Raw genomic sequence first — 19,513 nt, 5'->3', positions numbered from 1 at the left:
ACTATCGTTTAAGGCGTCCCCGGACCGCCAGGACCGCGAGGCCGAGCAGGGCCGGTTCAGCAAGGCGGGAACCCATCTCGATGTAGGTTCCCCCGGTGGTCAGGTCCTGCCCAGAGGATCGGAACACCACGGAGTTGATGACCACCTGCAGCGACTTCTCGAATCGATCGGTGGACAGACGCTTCAGGAGCGGGCCGTCGGGGTTGACTGGGTCAGGCGTATCGGTCGTGATCGTGATTCTCGGGCCGTTGAGAGTGCCTGTGCTTTCGGGTTTAGGATCGTCTTTCGGTAGGCCCCACAGCATCATCACCAGCACGGTGGTGGTCATGGACACCAGTAGCAAGCCCATAGCTCGCGAGGCCCGGAGCCCGTAACCGGAAGCCGCCCAGTACGCGGCCAGCAACGCCCGTTCGGCTCGGGGTGTATCGCGGTTAAGCCGCCGCATTTCCATCTCGCCGTAGTAGAAGTCGGCGGCACCGGGCTCGTCCTTGGAGTCCTCAAAGGCCTTGCGTAGTTGCCGGTATATCGGTGCCAGTGCGGCCGGCTCCGGTGGCTCCCCCGACTGACTGGGAGTCCAGCCAGCTGCGCTGGTGGTGTGGGTACGCCAGTGCTGCTCTTCCGCCAGGATGCGACGTGGCGTCCAACGAACCGGCCAGAGTCCTCGCCGATGGATCCCGGAGGGAACTGCAGCAAAGGGGCACCGTCCCTCCATCCGCAACTGATCAAGGTGGATGGCTCCGGCGAACCGACACCGGGACAGGTCGACGTCGGCGAGTACCAGGTGCGCGGCATCCACGCCCCGCAGCGATGTGACCCGAACGAGAGGGCCAGGCACTTCAGGTTCAGCCATCTCCCCTCCGCCGCGGGCGAAAGGCCGAGGATGAGCGGAGACACTCACCGGGTACTCCATGAACGCGTTGCTCAGGTCCACCTTGGCGAACCGCAGGCGCAGTGTGGCGGTGGAGGCCCACCGAGTCCGTCGGCATATCACGGCGCGAGCCGACGCCTCTATCGTCACGCCGGACTCGAAGGTCGCCTCTGAGAGGTCCACTGCGTCCTTGCACACCAGCGTCCCGACCTCAGTGGCGCTTCTGAAAACGGCGCCTCTGAACGTGGCGCCCCAGCCGATCGCCGTGTAGCGGAACAATACGTTCCCCCCGATCTCAGCGCCGTTGAACTGGAGTTCGCCGCCGATCTTCGCCCTGACAAATACCACATCCCCACTGATCTCGGCGTGGGCGAACCCGACGACCGAGCGGATCTCAGCACCGTTGAACGAGACGCTTCGTCGGTTCACGGAGCCGGGCATACCGCTCAAGACGCTGCCAATCTTTGTGTGGCCGAAGAACGCGCTCCCCTCGATCCTCGCGTCGTTGAACTCGGCGCTCCCACCGATCTCCGCTCTCACGAAGCGGACGTTCCCTCGGACCTTGGTGTGGCGGAATGAGACCTTCCCGCGCACCGTCACGCGGTCGAAACCGGCATCCCCGAGAATCTCCGCATGGTCGAACCGGAGGTGCCCCAAAACGGGCTTCCTTGTCTCCGAATCGATGGTCGGGGCGAGCAACGCCCTCAGCAGGCTCTCACTCATAATGGTGCCGCGATGGTCGAGGCTATCCCCAGGGCGCAGGCGAGCCAGGTACGCGGAACGGTCGGCGTCGCTGAGATGCGCCAGGCATTCGGCATGCGGCGCCACTCGTCGCCCACGACAGCCGACCGGATCCGTGGCCGGGTCGGCACTACGCCCGCAGTGTGGCCAGTTGGGGGCGGAAGCGGACGACGTTGTTGGGGTGGTAGCTGTCACGTCAGCGAGGACGTTGGTGTCCCGATCACGGTTGCCGAGTTCGACAAGGTAGTCGCTGAACGCCACGGCTGGTGCTCAGCCCGGTGCACCGTGGCCGGGGGAAACGCCAAACAGCGGCGAGAGCTACCGCATGGTCAGGCTCGCGCAGTAGTACTCGGCGACCAGCGTGCTACCGAATGACGGCCGCGCAGACATGCCGTACGGCATGCGACGTCATGCCGTCTGCTGCGCCCTCTTCTCAGCCCACCACGCCTCGATGTCCTCCCAGTCATAGCGGAGGTACTTCACGGTGCGAACGCCCTGCGGGCCCGTTCTCGCGTACCGCCACTTATAGAGAGTCTCTACGCCAACTCGTAGATACGCTGCGACTTCCTCCGCCGCCGCCTTGGCGCGCAGGGGCTCGCTGCCTGCTCCTGGACGCTTCGAGGCCATGGGGCTCTCCGTCTCCTGCTGATCGTTACCTACTCCAGCCGACGGTAGAGAGCGGCAATTTTTCCCACAAGGGATCAATTTTTCATTCGCTCACATGGCGGCCGTATCACCACATCTCTCGCCAATAGCATCAAAGGCCGCCCGATGTTGAGGAGTTGCCTGCATGCCGTACGACCCTTGGCGCAAGTCGCGCCCGAGGGCCGGAGACCCGGTCTGCAAGGAACACGGCAAGTCTCCGACGAGGGATCACGGGGTCGGGAAGCGGTGGCAGGCGCGGTGGCGGGACCCGGGAGGGCGTCCAGCAGACCGAGCTGTTCGCGAAGGAAGTCGACGCCAAGAAGCACGAGACGAAAATGCGGGCCGGCGTCGATGACGGGACCTACGTCAACCCCAAGGCCGGGGCTATCCGGGTGAGCGAGCTGGTCACGCTGTGGCTCGACGGACAGACCTTCGACAATCGGCGCACGTACCAGCGTCACGAACAGCGGATACGGCTTCACGTCGTCCCCACGCCCCTAGGGAAGATGCGGGTCAAGGACGTGTCAGCCTCGGCGCTGCGGGACTGGCTCAGGGGGCAACGCGAGTTGCTGGAGGACTCAACCTTGCGGTTGGTCTTCAACAACCTTCAGTCCGCCTTTGACCTGGCGGTGGACGACGAACTGATCCGGAAGAACCCGTGCCATCTGCGAGCGGTGTAGGCCGTCAAGCCGAAGCGCGGCGGATCAGGCCCCAAGGAACTGGTGCTGAAATGGGACGACACCGACAAGATCCGTGTCGAGCTGCCGGAGCGGTACAAGGCGCTCGTCGACTGCGGGCGAGGACTCGGGATGCGCCAAGGGGAGATCTTCGGTCTCAGCCCCGATGGCATCGACTGGGAGCACCCCGACGGGCCTATGGTCCACATTCAGAGCCAGGTGGCACACGCCGGGCCTGTATTGGTCTTCGACAGGCCCAAGGGTGGGGATGACGACGACCCCAAGGACCGCTGGGTTGAGCTGGACGACGCCGTAGCCCAGGCCCTCAAGGAGCACATGGAGAAGTTCCCGCCGGTCGAAGTGACACGGCCTCACCGCACCAGGCACAGCCGGCCGGTGACGGTGCGGTTGATCTTCTACACCCGGGAGAAGACCGCCATCCAATCGAACTGGTTCAACAGCGACGTATGGAAGCCCGCACTCGCCGCGGTCGGGCTCATCGCCCCGCTGGACCCCACGGCTAGGGGTCGCCGGTGGGAGAAGTCGCACGACAAGATGATGCATGCTCTCCGGCACCTGTACGCGTCCATGATGATCAACGGCGGGGTGGACGTGTACACGCTCGCGGACAGGCTCGGACACTCCGATCCGGCGTGTACTCTCCGTAAGTATGTCCACCGCGTCGCGGGCGCCGGGTCGAAGGTCCGCCAGGCGGTCAAGGGCATGTATTCGAAGGCTGCTTGACCTTGATCAACCCACCTTGTGCAACATTTGTGCAAGATGATCTTCAGGCGGTGCCGTCCATGCAGGTCAAGGTCATAGTGGTGGAGTTCCGGGACATCTGATACGCCGATGCCGCCGCACCCCGTCTGACCTGCCATTCAGCAGGTCAGGAAGGGGGGCGGCGGCATGTCTGGGACTCCTCTGGGACTTTGGGCCTGCGGCGGGCTACGAGCCACACTCCACGGGCCCAGCGGACCGATCGCGGCTACGCGAAGATCACGTCGATGGCGGCGCTACCTCGTGCGCCGGCGCGGGGCAGGAAGTGGGAGTACTTCCGCAGCGTGAACCCGGGGTCCGAGTGCCCCAGCCAGCGTGCCAGGGAGACGACCGATTCGCCAGACTCCAGTTCCTCGGAGGCGAAGAAGTGGCGCAGGGCGTGAAAGCCGTGCTCCCGGGACGGCTCCCACACGCGAGCACCATCGGTGCCCTCGTCCAGCGCGGCGATCACACCCGCCGTGGCCAGAGCGGGCTTCCACACATAGGAGTTGAAGTAGTTCCGGTTGATGGCCTTCCGCTCACGTCCCGTCACCAGGAGGCTGTAGGTCCTCGGCCGCCGGTGCTTGGCCTCCACCGGCGTCTCGGCCGGAGTCGGGTCGTCCCAGGGCAGCGTGACCGGGATCGGTGCGAACTGCTCCATGTGCTGCCGGATTGCCCGGGCCACGCTGGCCGGCAGCGGCACGTCCCGGACCTTGCGGCCCTTCGGAAGCGCGAAGCACAGTTTCGCTCGCACCATCTTGATCTGCCGCCGGACGTGGACGACTTCCTTCTCGAAGTCGATATCGTCCGCTGAGAGTCCGAGCGCTTCCCCTTGGCGGAGCCCGAGACCTGCTCCGATCACGAGGAGTATCCGGTAGCGGTCCGGCAGAGCCTCCCGTACCGCCAGCACCCGTTCGGGCGGCCACGCCTCAACCCTGCCAGGGGCCGCGGGCGGAGGCCCGACCGTGCTGGACCGGCATGGGTTGCGTCCGAGGCGACGGTCCTCGACCGCAGCCTGGAGGACGCTGGAGAGCGTCGCCCAGACCAGACGGATCGAGGTCGGACCGAGGTCCTTCTCCAGCCGCTTCTTCCAGTGCCGCAGGACTTCCGTGCCGATGGCGTTGAGCGGCTGAGCACCCAGGTGGGGAACGATGTGGCGGCGTACCCTCTGCTCGATCCGCTCGATCGTGGACGGGTCACCGCTCTGAGTGGGCCACCAGTGGGTCGCAATGTAGTCCTTGACGGAGATGGCCCCGTCCCGGGGATCGACGAACTCGCCTCGGCGTGCATCGGTCTGGGCCTGGGCGAGCCAGGTCTTGGCGTCCTGAAGTGCGTCGAAGGAACGGTCCTTGACGCCGGGGATGCCCTTGACTCGGTAGCGGGTGCACTTGCCGTACATGGCGGTGCGGTCGCGTTTGCCGGTTTTCGGGTTCGGGCGCTTCTTCAGCCATCGGTCTTCTATGTAGCCGGCCAGGTGGAACTCCTTTGTGATGAGGGTGACGGCGACGTTCTACGGCGCAGGAGGCTGTGTCAGGCGGTGGTAAAGCTGGCGGAACGCTCCTGCGGGCGGACGCTGAGTGGGTTGAGGGCGGGGTTGGAGCGGGAGTCGGCCTGCTCCTGTTCGCGGACCCAGGCGTCGAGGGCTTCCACTCGGTACATGACGCGACCGCGAGGGCCCATGCGAAAGCTCGGCGGTCCCTGCCGGCGGTGGCGCCAGACGTAGAGGGTGTGGGGTGAGAGGCCGAGGTAATCGGCGGCGTCCTTCACGGTCAGGAATGCCGCGCGTACCGCCGTGGAGGAAGCAGTGGGGGCAGGCAAGGGTCGTGCAGGCATCTGGGGGTTCTCTGTGAGGGCCGGGAGAGGCGAACCTGACTGGGCGGAAACCATTGGTCCGCGCAGCCGGTGCCTGTCGTGAGGCAGGCACGAATCGCGGACAAGCCGCGACCCGGTGTGCCGCTACGGACGCCGTGCGGTCGAAGTCGGCTGGCTCGGCTCAGGAAGGGCCAAGGCGGCTTCGAGTCGATCCCAAGGGATTTCGTCCCGGGTCGGCTTGCGAAGGCAGTTCGCGAAGCGTTCGGCGAGGCGAGGAGCGTCCATTCCGGCGCATTCGGCCACCGCAAGGATGTGGCCCGCCGTCTGGTCGCCGTTCTTCAGCCACGCCGCAATTCGCGCGTCACGGAGAGCCGAGACATGCCTACCGAGCGGCGAGTTCAGTTCATGTGCTTGCAGGGCTACTGCTCGCGCCTGCTGCCAAGTCTTTCGGTAGACCTGGGCGGTCAGCGGTCGTCCGTTGTCGAGGACAAATATCGAGTCATCAGGGCGGAGATCACGCCGGGTGGTCTCCTCCTTCAAAATCGCCGCCAACTCACGGCAGACGGGAACACGCCGTACGGTACCGGCGCTGTCCGAAACCTCCTCGCGGCGCTCTTGTGCCTGAGGGCGGACCATGAGCCAACCGGTGCCGTCGTCCCCGAACTCCACGTCTCGCACGCGCAGCACCCGGGCCTCCTCCGGGCGCAGAGCCGCGAGAGCGATGGAAGCCAGGAAGGCTCGCAGGGCGAGGCCATTCTGCGGATCTTCGCTGGCCCGGTCCAGGATCGCGAAGCACTGCCGATCGGACAAATAAGACGTTTGTTCATTGACGACTGCGGTCATGGAAGAGCTCCTTGAGGGTGAGGCATGGATAGACACGGCAGTTCGGCCATCCCAGGCGAATCGCACGGCGACCGAACACCATCAATACTCCGAAGAATCGCCGGTTTGGGTAACCGGCGATCCCGTGCTACCTTGCGCCGCTCTCGCGCACTCTTCCGCAGCTGATCTAGGTTCGCTTGCTTCACCGCACGATTCCAGTCCTTTCCCGGGTCAATGTGTCTGCCATCGGCGAACCACCATGCTGGCGCCGGAATCACAGAGGTCAGCCTGTCGAATAGTCAGCCCTGAACGAGTGGAAGCACCAGAACAGAGCAGGTGTCTTCTAAGCACCTGCTCTACCGGCTCCTCACCAACACGGCCGGAACTCCCTCTGAAGCAGCCCCAGACCATCTGCACGGCGATCCGCCGCTTTTTTAGCAGCACGGATTCCTTCGGCAGGCGAGACGCTGAATTACCGCCTATCACACGCCCTTCGCATGCTCACAGGGTGACCCGGAATCATGCCCGCGGATCACGGAGCTGAAGTTCGAGGGCAGCAAGAGCAAATCCAGATTCGCCGCACCCTGCGCGACTTCATCCCCAGCTCCCACGACACCGCACGACGCAGCCGAACAGTGCAGCATCGGCAAGCTGGAGAACCTGGGCGCACGCCGCCCCGAGGAATTCGACCTGCGGGAACTCCACGACCGGCTGGATACCCCGGAATGGGTCAGCGACACGGAGTGCGAGGCGTACGGTCTGGACGCCGCCCGGATTTCCTCACTCCGGCAATGAGCACAGCAATGGCTGGACGACCTCGCCCAGCGCCTGGCCGAGCCGTGCACCGAGGACGACGCCCCCGACGGCGTGAGAGCTGAGGTCGAACACGGCCCCGTCACCGCCCGCTACAACAAAGGCCCGGCGCACCTCTCCCTCGAAGTGTGCAGCCCTTTCGCACACCCGTCAGCCGCGCCCCGCCAGGCGCAGGGACGCGGCCATCGCCCGGGCCCGTCGGCGACGGCGGGGACCGCCGACTCCTGCCACCTACCGCGGCCGGCCACCGTGGCGAACTCTCCGGGCCCTTGAGTGACTTGGGCCGCCTCGTCATACGCCCCCGTGCCCGGAAGAGAGCCGGAGAGGGAGGGTGATCGCGAACAGGACCAGCCGGTCAGCCCGCTGCGACTACGATTCCGTACAGGTCTGGGGCATGCGCCGGACCCGGCCCGCACCCCGGCGCCCTCCACCGTTCGTAAAGCCCGTCCCCGCCTGTCCCGTACCGGAGGTCCCCAGGTGTCGTCGACTCCCCGGCCGTCCGCTCCTCGCCCCGGTCCGCCGCCGGCCCGTGAGCACTGGTTCCAGCCGCGTCGTTCCGGTTTCCGCTGGGAGCAGGAGGGTCTGGACCACATCCGTCGGCTGATGCCGGCGACCGAGCCGTACCGGGCCTGGGCCACCTTCCAATTCACCGGCGTCACCGGCCGGGTCAACGAGTGCGATCTGCTGATCGCGGTGCCCGGTGGCGTGTACCTCCTGGAGCTCAAGGGACATCCGGGCCGGGTGGTGAACCACGGTGACACCTGGCAGTTCCACAGCGACCGGGTGCGCACGCTCCGTAATCCGCTGCACCTGACCGATCTCAAGGCCAAGGAACTCAAGGCTCAGCTGGAGCAGGCAGCCCGCGCCTCCGGTATCGATCCGCGCAAGGTGCCCTTCATCAAGCCGGCCGTTTTCCTGCACGACGCCGCCCTGGTGAGCGAGCTGGACGAGTTCCAGCGCACCGCCGTCTACGGGCTGAACGACTCCGGAAGCGGGCTGCCCGGCATCTGGGACGGGCTGCTCGGACTCCCTCCGGAGCGGGAGAGCTGGCGGGTCACCCCGCAGGACAGCGCCCGCCTCGAACAGCTGATGAAACGCGTCGGGATCAGCCATTCCACCGCTCATCTGCGGTACGGGGACGACTGGCGCCTCGAGCCGCGGGCTCTGGACGCGGGCCCTGGGTGGGAGGACCGCCTCGCGGTCCGCGACGACAGCCTGGCCAAGGAGAGCGGCCGGGTCCGGATCTATCTGTCGGGGCAGGACTCGTCCGCCGAGCAGCGCAGCCGCCTCGACCGTGCGGCCCGTCGCGAGTATCAGGTCCTGCAGGGGATCAACCACCGCGGCATCGTCCAGGCCGTGCAGATCCGCGAGCACCAGGGCGGCCCGGCGATCCTCTTCCGGCACCGCGAGGCCGATCTGCGGCTGGACGCCTACCTGAACGCCTATGGGGGCCTCCTCTCCCCCACGATACGTCTGGATCTGGTGCGCCAGCTCGCCGAGGCCGTGCGGTACGCGCACAATCGCTCGCTCTACCACCGGGCGCTGGCCGCCCGCTCGGTGTACGTCAGCGCCCGCGAGGACGGCACGGACCCGACCTTGCGGATCGCGGACTGGCAGACGGCCGCCCGGGACTTCGAATCCAGCTCCCATCTGTCGCTGGCCGACACTCCGCTGGACTCCGGTCTGGTGGCCGACACGGCCCAGGTGTATCTCGCCCCGGAGACGTCCCGGGAGTTCGCCGACCCGGTCGACCTGGACATCTTCGGCCTCGGTAGCCTCTCCTACCTCCTGCTGACCGGGAAGCCTCCCGCCGAGGTACGCAGCTCCCTGGTGGACCGGCTGGCCGCCGAGGGTGGCCTGCATCCGTACGCGGTCTCCGACAGCGTCTCGGCCACCCTGGACGACCTGGTCTTCCGGGCCACCGCCTCCGATGTGCAGCACCGGCTCACCTCGGCCGACGAGTTCCTGCAGCTGCTCGACGCCGCGGAGGCCGAGTTCGCGCAGACCGGACGGTCGGCGGCGGTGACGGTCGACCCGCTGACCGCCAAGGCCGGGCAGTATCTGGACCAGGAGTGGGAGGTCGTACGGGTCCTCGGCACCGGCGCCACTGCCCGCGCGATCCTGGTCGCCCACCGCACCGAAGAGGGCGCCTACGACGAAGCCTCCCTGCGGGTGTTCAAGGTGGCCCTCGACCGTGAGAAGGACGCCCGTCTCTACGCCGAGGCGAAGGCGCTGCGCGAGGTCGGCGGCAGCCGCATCGTCAAGCTGCTCGCCGACCCGCGTGAGGTGGGCGGCCGCACCGTCCTGGAGATCGAGTACGCGGGCGGGTTCCGTTCCCCCCAGGACCGGGAGCCGGTCAGCCTGGGCTCGCGGCTGCGAGGTGAGGGGCGGCTCGGCTACGGGCAGCTGGAGCGGTTCGGCACCGACCTCTTCGACGCTCTGGACACTCTCGCCGCCCGTGGGGTGCGGCACCGTGACATCAAGCCGGACAACCTCGGCCTGTTCAAACGCAACGACGGCTCCTGGCAGTTGATGCTGTTCGACTTCTCGCTGGCCAACGCATCCGACCAGGATCTGCGGGCCGGCACCCGCGGCTATCTCGACCCGTTCCTGGGCAGTAGCCGTCGTTCCCGTTACGACGATTACGCCGAGTGGTACGCGGCGGCGGTGACCCTGTACGAGATGGCCACGGGCGAACGCCCGTTGTGGGGCGATGGCCAGGTGGATCCGCTGACCGTCGCGGACGCCGAGCTCCATGTCGCTGACGAGCTGTTCGAGTCCGCCCTGCGGGAGGGACTGACCAGTTTCTTCCACCGGGCACTGCATCGAGATCTCGATCAGCGCTACGGCAGTCTGCGTCTGCTGCAGGATGCCTGGCGGGACGTCTTCCGCCGGGCGGACTCGGCTCGGCCGCCGACCACCCCGGCCACGGTGGACCGGCAGGCCGAGGACGTGGAGGACGCCCGGGAACAGGCGGCCGCGGCTGCCGGGCCGAAGACCTCGCTGGACGCGGCGGGGCTGTCGCCGCGGGCCGTCTCGGTGGCGGCCGGTCTCGGGGCCTCCACCGTGGAGGCGCTCCTGGACGTCCCGGCGTACTCGATCTCCCGTGCCCGGGGCGCCGGGAACGTGATCCGCAAGGAGCTGAACCGGCGGCGCAAGCAGTGGCTCCAGGAGCTGCGGCAGCGCCCTGCGGGGAGAAAGCCCGTCTCGCTGCCCGCCGACGCCCCCGAGGAGGCGCTGGAGTCGGTGGAGACCCTGGCCGCCCGGCTCACCCCGGCGGCGACGACGGGCCGGCGCACCCGGCCGCGGCCGGACGTCGTCCTGGCCACCCTGGGTCTGCCCGGTGCCGCCCTGGCCGAGAGCTGGCCCTCCCAGCCGGCCATCGCCAAGGCCCTGGGCATCAGCCAGCCGACCGTTTCGCAGCACCAGAGCGCCGCGATAGGGCAGTGGGCCGCACTGCCCTGGCTCGGCCGGGTCCGCGACGAGCTGGTGACCGTACTGTCCGAGCAGGGCCGGGTGATGACGGCCGCCGAGCTCGCGGCCGAGCTCCGGGTCAGGCACGCCCCGCAGGACGTGGACGACGACACGGACCGCGCGAACCTGCAGGCGCTGGCGCTGGCCGTGGTACGAGCCGCGGTCGAGGCCGAGTCGCGCCGGCTGGACGAGGCCCACGGGATCGAGCACGGGGTCGGAGACGGGGAGGGGTCCGCTCCTCCGCCCCGGATCGCCGTGCTGCGGCGCGGCGGCACGGTCCTGCTGGCTCTGGAGGACCTTCCCGGAAGCGACGACCCGACCCCGGTGGAGCTGGCCGATCACGCGACCGAGCTCGGCCACGCCGCCCAGGCCCTGGCGGCCCGCGATCCGCTGCCGGGCAAGGAGGCCGTCCTGCGCGAACTGCGCGCGGTGCCCGCACCGGAGGGGATGGCCCCCCCGGCCGACACCCGTCTCGTGGCGCTGGCCGCGTCGATGGCCGGCGGTGTCGGCGTCTCTCCGCGGTTCGAGCTGTTCCCCCTGGACCTCGGTCTGGACCGGGCACTGCGCGTCTCCCAGGCGGCGGCCGGGGTGCGGCGCGCCATCGGCATCGGGGCCGATGACCTGCTGGCCCGGCTCCGCTCCCGCTTCCCGGGCCTGGCGGTACTGGCCGACATCACGTACGTGGAGCTGGAGGAGGCCCTGGAGAAGGCCGGCTTCCCGCTGGAGTACGACCGGGACCGCTCGCTGTTCTTCCCGCCCGCGCACGATCCCGACCGGAGCCGGCCCGCGTACACCATGACGTCCGTGCCCGGCACCGGCACTCTCTACGGCGACGCACAGGCGGAGCTGGCCGAGGGGCGCGATCCGCGCCGGATCCTCGCCCTGCGCCTCGACGACGCGCTGCGCCGGGGCGGGTTCCTGGCGCTGACCGTCAGGGGCGCCTACCTTCCGGGCCTCGCCGAGCGGCTGGCCGAGCGCTGCGGTGTTCTCCCGATCGCCCTGGACGACCTGTTCCTCACCGCGCTGCGCGAACTGGCCGAGGAGCAGGGGGTGCCCTGGCGGGCCCTGCTGAAGGCGGACGCCGGGTTCACCGCCACCGGCCTCCTGGGCACTGCCCTGGGCTCCTACACCCGGTTCGCCGCCGAGCGCGTAGCACAGCGGTGCGCGGACCTGGCCGAGCAGGCGGGCCCGCGCACCGTCCCGCTGCTGCACCGGGCCGGTCTGGTGGCCCGCTACTGGGAGGCCGGCGGCCGCGAACTCCTGGTCTCCCTGCAGCAGTCGGCCCGCCGCCCCGCCGACACCCCGCACGGCCTGTGGCTGCTCGTCCCGATGGACGACCCCCAGGCCACCCCGGCTCTGGAGGGACGCACGGTGGACGTGGTGGACCGGGTGAGCGAGTGGGTGGTCCTCGAAGGGCTACCGTTGAGGGAACTTCGCGGGGAGGAGTGAGGGGAGCGGCGGCGTCACGGCGCAGGGGCCCCTTCCTTCGCCGGCCATCCCTGACGCAAGCTCAACCGCCCACGACCTGCGCGAATTCACCCCTTCGGAGCAGCCTCGCCGCTTATGATCAGCGCGTGCCGGATGAAGACGTGAGAGCCCAGGACGCGGTGATGGAGCAGCAGTACGCCCTCGCCGGAGCGCGGCACTACCATGATGCCGTCTATCTCTGTGGCGACCAGCGGTGGCCGACCGCCGACCACCTCTTCGGGTTCGCCGCCGAGTGCGCGCTGAAGAGCCTGTTGCTGCGGTTCGCGGTGCACGACGTGTCCACGTACCGCAACGGGACTGCGGCGAACCGGGCACGGTGGGTGAATCCCCTGACCGGGAAAGAGGACTGGCTGGGCCACATCAACCAGGTCCTGGGGGCGGCCCCTCTGCTGGCGTACGGCCGCGGAGGCCCCGCCTTCGTGGAGGCCGTCGACCGGCTGAACGTCTTCGCGTCCTGGGACCTGGCGGACCGCTACCGGGACGGCAGACAGGTCTCCGACTCGGTCGTGGCCGGCCGCCAGGAGGCCGCGCGCCTCGCCCTCTCCTTGTACGAGCTGTACGAGCTCACCGGAAGGACCTCATGACCGCGGACGACTTCCCGGTCCGCTTCGACAGTTCCCGCCCGATCGCGTTCGGGATCGCACGGGACGTGGCGGAGGAGGGGTACGACGTCGTACTGGTACGGGACGTGCTCGGCCGGTTCACTCTCATCGTTGATGACGACGGCAAAGGCGTGGATGCCGGACAGCACGACCGCTGGTCGGCGACCCTGCACGACCGGCTCGGTCCGTACTGCGGCAAGCGGCGGGTCCTGCTGAAGTCCCGGATGTTCTCGGCCGACGCCTTGCTCAGGTCCCCTCGTGCGATCAACGCCCCCGACGGGTCCACCTCCGTCGGCTCTGTGCGGTTCCTGGACAACACCGTGGTCGGCGAGGGCTGGACCCAGGTCTCCACGCCGTCCGCACCGAAGCTCGGGCCCCGCACCCATCGCACCGCTCTGTACGGTTTCAAGGGCGGCGTAGGCCGCACCACGGCGACCTCGGTCCTCGCCCGCTCCCTCGCCGACACCGGCAAGATCGTGCTGGTGATCGACCTGGACCTGGAGTCGCCGGGTATCGGCCCGCTGCTTCTCGGGACGGGGCGGTTGTGCCGCCACGGTGTCGTCGACCACCTTGTGGAGGCGGCTCTCGGCAACGAGGAGGGCCTGGAGATCGTGACCAGGTCGGGGTACGAGCCGCGCAACCGGGGTGAGTTGTGGATCGCCCCGGCTCGGGGGGCGGGCGACGGCACGCCCAACGCCTACGTGGACAAGCTCAACCGTGTCTACGCCGATTCCCCGGGCGCGAGTTTCGCGGACCGCCTGGAGGCGACCGTCCGTGCCTGCGAGGAGGCGGTGGAGAAGGGCGACAGCGGGCGCCGCCCCGATGTGGTGCTGCTCGACAGCCGGGCCGGCATCCACGACGTCGCCGCCGTGACCATCTCCCGGCTGTGCGACCTCGCGCTGCTCTTCGGCGCGGACAATGCGCAGACCTGGTCAGGATACCGGGACCTCTTCGACGCGTGGGCGGCGTCCGGGCAGGGCCCGGACATCCGACACAAGCTCCGCATGGTGGCCTCGATGGTGCCGGACTCGGTCCACCACCCGATGGAAATCTACCTGAGATCCTTCCGGCTGAACTCCTACGACTGCTTCTCCACGCTCTACGACGAGGTCATGGCCGAGGGCACGGCCGAGGATCCGCAGCGGTCGGATTCCGGTGAGGGAACCACAGGCGGTATCCCGTTCGCCCCGTCCCCGGAGGACGACTCCGCTCCTCATCACCCGGTCCCGATCCTCTTCGAGCCGGGCCTGGTCGGCATGAACGTCCCGGACTCCCCGCAGTGGCAGGAGCGTGTCTTCGTACGGGCCGCGTACCTTGAGTTCCTCGCGACGGTCGTTCCGCTGGTCCTGGCCGACCCGGTCGACGGGAACGACGACGAGGAAGAGACGGGATGACCGAGCCGCTGAGCGCCGACGCCTACCGCGATCTGCTGTCGAGGGCGCTGGAGGGCACGGTCGACGCGGACACCCGGCGGCCCGACTCGCACTCGCTGTACATGCCGGATCTCCACCGGTCCGCCCTGTACGTGGACTCCACGGTGGTCGAGGGCGGCCGAGGTGACGGGAAGACCTTCTGGGCGCGGTCCCTCCTCGACCCGGTCCTGCGGGCGGCGGCGGCGGCCGAGTACCGCATCAACCGGCTCAATAAGCTGCAGGTCTCCCCCGGTTACGGCCAGGACATACGGTCGGACTCCTATCCCGGCCCGATGGCGCTGCCACGCCTCGTGGACGGTGGTGCTCTGCCGGAGGAAATCTGGTACGCCGTGCTGCTCACCGCGCTCGGGCAACCGGAGCTGTGTGCGCTCACCGAGTGGGGCGACAAGCTCTCCTGGCTCCGTGCGAATCCCGGTCCGGCCGACCGGACCATCGAGGAGGCGGACGCGCGGGCCTTCGCCGAGGACGTGGTGCATCTCCTGGTCTTCGACGGCCTGGAGCATCTGCACCCCGATCAGCGCGTCGTGGACCGGCTGATCGCGGGACTGCTCAGGGTCGCCCAGCGGATGCGCTTCGGCACGCGCAACATCCGCTTCAAGGTGTTCCTGCGCCCCGACATGTTCGAGGCCGCTAAGCAGCTCTTCCCCGACGCGTCGAAACTGTCGGGGAACGCGGCGGAACTGACCTGGTCCCGTACCGATCTGTACGGGCTTCTCTTTCATCATCTGGGCAACGAGGGCGGCGCGGACGCTGAGAGGTTCCGCCGGATCACCGGCGGCTGGGAGAGCACCCAGGGGCCGGACGGGGCGTCCGCCCGGCATGTCCCGCCGATCGCCCTGCGCAACGACGCCAAGGCTCAAACGGAGCTGTTCGAGCAGATCGCCGACCCGTACATGGGCAGCAACGTCCGCCAGGGACGCCCTTACACCTGGCTGCCCAACCACCTCATGGACAGCAAGGACCGGATCAGCCCGCGCAGCTTCCTCAAGGCCCTGTCCGAGGCCGCCGAGGTCACCCGGCCCGGGCACGACCGTGCGCTGCACCACTCCGCCATCCACAGCGGGGTGCGCGCGGCGTCCAGGGTGCGGGTGGACCAGGTCGGCGAGGACACCCCGTGGGTCAGGACGGCGATAGAGCCGCTGTCCGGCTGCCAGGTACCGATCACCCAGGGGAAGATCATCGAGATCTGGCAGGAACACGATCTGCCGAGTGAGCTGCGCCGGGACTCCGCCCGCTACACCCAGCACGACCGGCCCGAGCTGGTCATCACCGGCCCCCGCCACCCGGACGACCTGCCCCGACTGATCGAGGAGCTGGTCGACCTGGGCGTGATGCGCCGGCGCGACAAGGAGCGGGACGAGCACGCGCTGCTCGACCTGCCCGACATCTACCGCCTCGCTTTCGGCCTCGGACGCAAGGGCGGCATCCCGCTGACCGGCCGCAGGTAGCGGCCGGTACCGGACACCGACCTGGCAGGATGGACGGACCCGCGAGGACGAGCGACCTGGCGGGACCAACGCTCCGAAGAACCAGGAAGACGAGGTGCCGCCCGTGCCCCCCGAGGACGCACGCACGCCCGAGACTACGGAGGCGGCCACCGCCTCGCTGGACCGTGACGTGCTGCTGAAGGATCTGCAGAAGCAGGTCGCCCTCCTGGTGGAGGACCTGCGGGAGCGCGAGGCGGAGGGCGGCGAGGCGAAAGCCGCCCTGACCGCCGAGTACGAGCGTGCCCTGGGTGCGGAACGCACCTCCCTGCGGTACGAGGGCTGGCTGGACGAGCGTCTGGTCCAGATCGCCTCGGCCTGGGTGCTCGCCTGCGTCTTCGTCCGGTTCTGCGAGGACAACCGCCTCGTACGGGAGGCCCGGCTGGCCGGTCCCGGCGAGCGGCTGGCCGAGGCCCAGGACAACCACGACGCGTTCTTCCGCCGCCACCCCGAGAAGAACGACCGCGACTGGCTGCAGGAGTCCTTCCGGGCGCTGGGCCGCGAGCACGAGATCACCGGGGGCCTCTTCGACCCCGCCCACAACCCGCTGTGGGAGCTGAATCCGTCCTACACGGCGGGGGCCCGGTTGCTCGCCTTCTGGCGCGAGCGGGGCGCCGACGGCACCCTGCGCCACGACTTCACCGACCCCGCGCTCGACACCCGCTTCCTCGGCGACCTCTACCAGGACCTGTCCGAGCACGCCCGCAAGACCTACGCCCTGCTCCAGACCCCGGACTTCGTCGAGGAGTTCATCCTCGACCTGACCCTGGAGCCGGCGGTGGAGGAGTTCACCCTGGAGCCGGTGTGGAAGCACCGTCCAGTGAACTGGGACGGCGAGATGTACGACACCGACGACCCGGAGAATCCGGAGGTACGGGGTCTGCGCTGCATCGACCCGGCCTGCGGTTCCGGTCACTTCCTACTCGGGCTCTTCCGCCGGATCCTCGCCAAGTGGCGCGAGGCGGCTCCCGGCGAGGAGGACTGGCTGCTGATCCGCCGCTCGCTGGAGGCGGTGCACGGGGCAGACAAGAATCCCTTCGCCGTCGCCATCGCCCGCTTCCGGATGCTGGTCGCCGTGGTCCAGGAGTGCGGGGTCAGGACGATCTCCGCCGCCCCCGGAGTGCCGATCAACATCGCGGTCGCCGACTCCCTGCTGCACGGGCGCGAGGCCGGCCGGAAGACGGACGCCACGCTGGACGACGCCGAGCGGAACGACGAGGTCTTCACGTACCGGACGGAGGACGTCCAGGACTACGTCAAGCGGGTGGACCTGCTCGGGCGCGGCTCGTACCACGTGGTGGTGGCGAACCCGCCGTACATCACGGTGAAGGACCCTCTGGAGAACGCGAACTACCGCAAGGCATACTGGACTTGTTCCGGGAAGTACGCGCTGTCCGTGCCCTTCGCCCAGCGGATCTTCGAGCTGGCGGTCCGGGCGGGCGGATCGGGTCGTGACGGCGGGTTCACCGGGCAGATCACGGCGAACTCCTTCATGAAGCGGGAGTTTGGGTCGACGCTGATCCAGTCCTTCTTCCAGGGCGGCCCCTACAAGGACCCCGGCACCCGGCGCACCGACAACTACGCGGGCGTCGACCTCACCCACGTCATCGACACCTCCGGCGCGTTCATCCCCGGCCACGGCACGCCGACCGTCATCCTGGCGGGCCGCCACCAGGTCGCCCGGCAGAGCCGGCCGATCCGGGCTGTGCTGGGCGTCCGGGGGGAGCCGGACGAGCCGAAGTACGCGGCCCAGGGCAAGGTCTGGCAGGCGATCACCGAACAGTGGCGCAAGCCAGGGAGCGAGTCGGAGTGGGTCAGTGTGGAGGACACGGAGCGGGCGCGGTTCGCGGAGCACCCGTGGTCGCTGAGTGGGGGTGGGGCGGGGGACCTGCTGGAGCGGATCGAAGATGCTTCGGCAGCCCGCTTGAGCAGCGTCGCCGAGTCGTTGGGGATTACTTCGTTCACGCTTGAGGACGATCTTTACCTGCTGCCGCAGCGCGCCGTGAAGACCTCCGGAATTCCGGAGGAATGGACACGCCCCATGGTCACCGGAGACCTCCTCCGGGACTGGAACGGCGGAGATTTCGAAGCCGCCCTGTTCCCGTACTCACCGGAGTTCGAACCAATTGACGTGGAGGACATCGAACCTCTCCATCACTTCATGTGGCCGAGCCGGACCAGCATTGCGAACAACATCCTCTTCGGCAGGAAGACCAAGGTCGAGGGCGGTCTGAAGTGGTCGGAGTACGGACGGCTGACCACGAGTAAGCTGCGAACGCCGCTGTCGATCGCGTACGGCGAAGTCTCCACTCACAATCACTTCGTGCTGGACCGGGGCGGGAAGGTGTTCAAGCAGACCGCTCCGGTGATCAAACTGCCTGAGGGGGCAAGCGAGGAGCAGCATCTTGAGCTGCTCGGGTTCCTTAATTCTTCGGCCGCTTGCTTCTGGCTAAAGCAAGTGAGTCAAGGAAAAGGGAACCGTGGAGGAGAGCGCTCCACCGGACGTTGGGCCTGGGAAGAGTTTTACCAGTTCAGCTCAACAAAACTTAACCAGTTCCCGCTCCCGTCGAATTCCCCTTTGCCCTTGGCCCGCGAGCTAGACACTCTCGCTCAGCAACTCGCCGACCACGAGCCGTCCGCTCTCATCGTGGCCGCCCTCCCCACCCGGGCCTGCCTCGACGAAGCCCGCGCCACCCAGGACCGCATTCGCGCCCTCATGATCCTCCTCCAGGAGGAGCTGGACTGGACCGTGTACGGGCTCTACGGCCTCCTCACCCCCGAGGAGGTCGAACGGACCACCCTGTCCGGCAGCCCCGACACGCTGACCGACGCAGACGCGCCCCAACTCGCCCTAGGACAGCGCGCATTCGAGATCGCGCTCGCCCGCAGCGACGCGGAGACCGCCTGGTTCACCCGGCACCACTCCACCCCCACCACGGAGATCCCCGCCGACTGGCCCGAGGCCTACCGCCGCGTCGTCGAGGCCCGCCTGGACCTCATCGCGCACGACAAGGACATCCGCCTCCTGGAGCGCCCCGAGTTCAAGCGCCGCTGGTCCACCGAGCCGTGGGGGAAGCGTGAGGCCGCCGCCCTGCGGACCTGGCTGCTGGACGCCGCCGAGCGCAAGGACCTCTGGTACACCGACCGGGACGGCTTCGACTCCGCCTGCCCGATGACCATCTACCAGCTCGCCGACCGGCTCCGCAACGACGAGGACGTGCAGACCGTCGCCGCGCTCTACGCCGCCGACCATCTCGGCCAGCGCGAGGCCCGGCTGTCCACGGTCCTCGCCGCCGTCATCGAGACCGAGCACGTGCCGCACCTGGCCGTCCTGCGCTACAAGGAGTCCGGGCTGCGCAAGCGCGCACAGTGGGAGGAGGTCTGGGAGCGCCAGCGGGAAGAGGACGAGTCCGGCGAGCGCCTCGACATCAAGGTCCCGCCCAAGTACACCTCCGCGGACTTCCTCAGGCACAGCTACTGGTCGAACCGCGGCAAGCTCGACGTACCCAAGGAACGGTTCATCTCCTACCCGGGCTCCGCCCCCGACGGCGACCCCTCACTCCTGATCGGCTGGGCCGGCTGGGACCACCGTGAACAGGCCGAAGCCCTGTCCGGTCTCATCACCGACCGCCTGGAGCAGAACGGCTGGCCCCGCGAGGACCCCCGATACGTGCCGCTCCTGGCCGGTCTCGCCGAGGTCCTGCCCTGGGTCGAGCAGTGGTACGACGCGTACGACGAGGACTGGGGCAGCAACGCGAAGGAGGAGTTCCGCACCGCTCTCAAGATCGCTCTGGAGGCTCGCGACCTCTCCCCCTCCGACCTGCGGGACTGGCGTCCCGAGCCGAAGCGGGGCGGGCGCCGGGCGGCGAAGTAGCACGAATAGCCTTAAGGGGCC

The 19,513-nt window shown here is 68.5% G+C and carries 12 protein-coding genes; 7 read left to right on the top strand and 5 right to left on the bottom strand.

Annotated elements, in window-relative coordinates:
• Position 1: 1 nt before the first annotated feature.
• Both OG245_RS30290 and OG245_RS30285 read right to left on the bottom strand, forming a co-directional pair.
• Entirely contained in the window at positions 2-1,591 is a 1,590-nt protein-coding gene (locus OG245_RS30290; RefSeq protein WP_371626540.1) for a pentapeptide repeat-containing protein, read from the bottom strand.
• A 426-nt stretch (positions 1,592-2,017) separates the two neighbouring features.
• Positions 2,018-2,236, bottom strand: coding sequence for a helix-turn-helix domain-containing protein (locus OG245_RS30285; protein WP_371626539.1), 219 nt, complete (start codon positions 2,234-2,236; stop codon positions 2,018-2,020).
• 353 nt (positions 2,237-2,589) lie between these two features.
• Between OG245_RS30285 and OG245_RS30280 the strand changes: the two genes are divergently transcribed.
• Both OG245_RS30280 and OG245_RS30275 read left to right on the top strand, forming a co-directional pair.
• On the top strand, positions 2,590-2,934 hold the full coding sequence (locus OG245_RS30280; protein WP_371626538.1) for a hypothetical protein: 345 nt from the start codon (positions 2,590-2,592) through the stop codon (positions 2,932-2,934).
• Between the two features lie 42 nt (positions 2,935-2,976).
• Positions 2,977-3,675 (top strand): tyrosine-type recombinase/integrase, encoded by a 699-nt coding sequence (locus tag OG245_RS30275; RefSeq protein ID WP_371626537.1) that lies wholly within the window; start codon positions 2,977-2,979, stop codon positions 3,673-3,675.
• Positions 3,676-3,919: 244 nt separating this feature from the next.
• On the opposite strand, the gene OG245_RS30270 is transcribed toward OG245_RS30275, so the two are convergent.
• From OG245_RS30270 to OG245_RS30260, 3 genes are all read right to left on the bottom strand, one after another.
• Positions 3,920-5,089, bottom strand: a complete 1,170-nt coding sequence (locus tag OG245_RS30270; protein WP_371626536.1) for a tyrosine-type recombinase/integrase — start codon at positions 5,087-5,089, stop codon at positions 3,920-3,922.
• 131 nt (positions 5,090-5,220) lie between these two features.
• Positions 5,221-5,523, bottom strand: a complete 303-nt coding sequence (locus OG245_RS30265; RefSeq protein ID WP_371626535.1) for a helix-turn-helix transcriptional regulator — start codon at positions 5,521-5,523, stop codon at positions 5,221-5,223.
• Positions 5,524-5,646: 123 nt separating this feature from the next.
• The gene (locus tag OG245_RS30260; RefSeq protein ID WP_371626534.1) at positions 5,647-6,345 is read right to left on the bottom strand and encodes a hypothetical protein; all 699 of its coding nucleotides are present in this window, start codon (positions 6,343-6,345) and stop codon (positions 5,647-5,649) included.
• Positions 6,346-7,614: 1,269 nt separating this feature from the next.
• On the opposite strand from OG245_RS30260, the gene pglW reads away from it, so the two are divergent.
• From pglW to pglX, 5 genes are all read left to right on the top strand, one after another.
• Entirely contained in the window at positions 7,615-12,060 is a 4,446-nt protein-coding gene (pglW, locus tag OG245_RS30255; RefSeq protein WP_371626533.1) for a BREX system serine/threonine kinase PglW, read from the top strand.
• 125 nt (positions 12,061-12,185) lie between these two features.
• Entirely contained in the window at positions 12,186-12,683 is a 498-nt protein-coding gene (locus OG245_RS30250; protein WP_371626532.1) for a hypothetical protein, read from the top strand.
• Positions 12,680-14,095 (top strand): KGGVGR-motif variant AAA ATPase, encoded by a 1,416-nt coding sequence (locus OG245_RS30245; RefSeq protein WP_371626531.1) that lies wholly within the window; start codon positions 12,680-12,682, stop codon positions 14,093-14,095. Before OG245_RS30250 ends, OG245_RS30245 begins: the two co-directional genes overlap by 4 nt.
• Positions 14,092-15,582 carry a hypothetical protein gene (locus OG245_RS30240; protein ID WP_371626530.1) on the top strand — a complete coding sequence of 497 codons (1,491 nt, stop codon included), beginning with the start codon at positions 14,092-14,094 and terminating at the stop codon, positions 15,580-15,582. Before OG245_RS30245 ends, OG245_RS30240 begins: the two co-directional genes overlap by 4 nt.
• Before the next feature lie 103 nt (positions 15,583-15,685).
• Positions 15,686-19,492: a BREX-2 system adenine-specific DNA-methyltransferase PglX gene (gene pglX / locus OG245_RS30235; protein WP_371626529.1), complete on the top strand. Its 3,807-nt coding sequence runs from the start codon at positions 15,686-15,688 to the stop codon at positions 19,490-19,492.
• The last annotated feature ends 21 nt before the right edge of the window (positions 19,493-19,513 follow it).

The sequence above is a fragment of the Streptomyces sp. NBC_01116 genome, from assembly GCF_041435495.1.
GTDB lineage: Bacteria > Actinomycetota > Actinomycetes > Streptomycetales > Streptomycetaceae > Streptomyces.
Note: the sequence above shows the minus strand (reverse complement) of the source record. Positions and strands in the feature narration are given on the sequence as shown.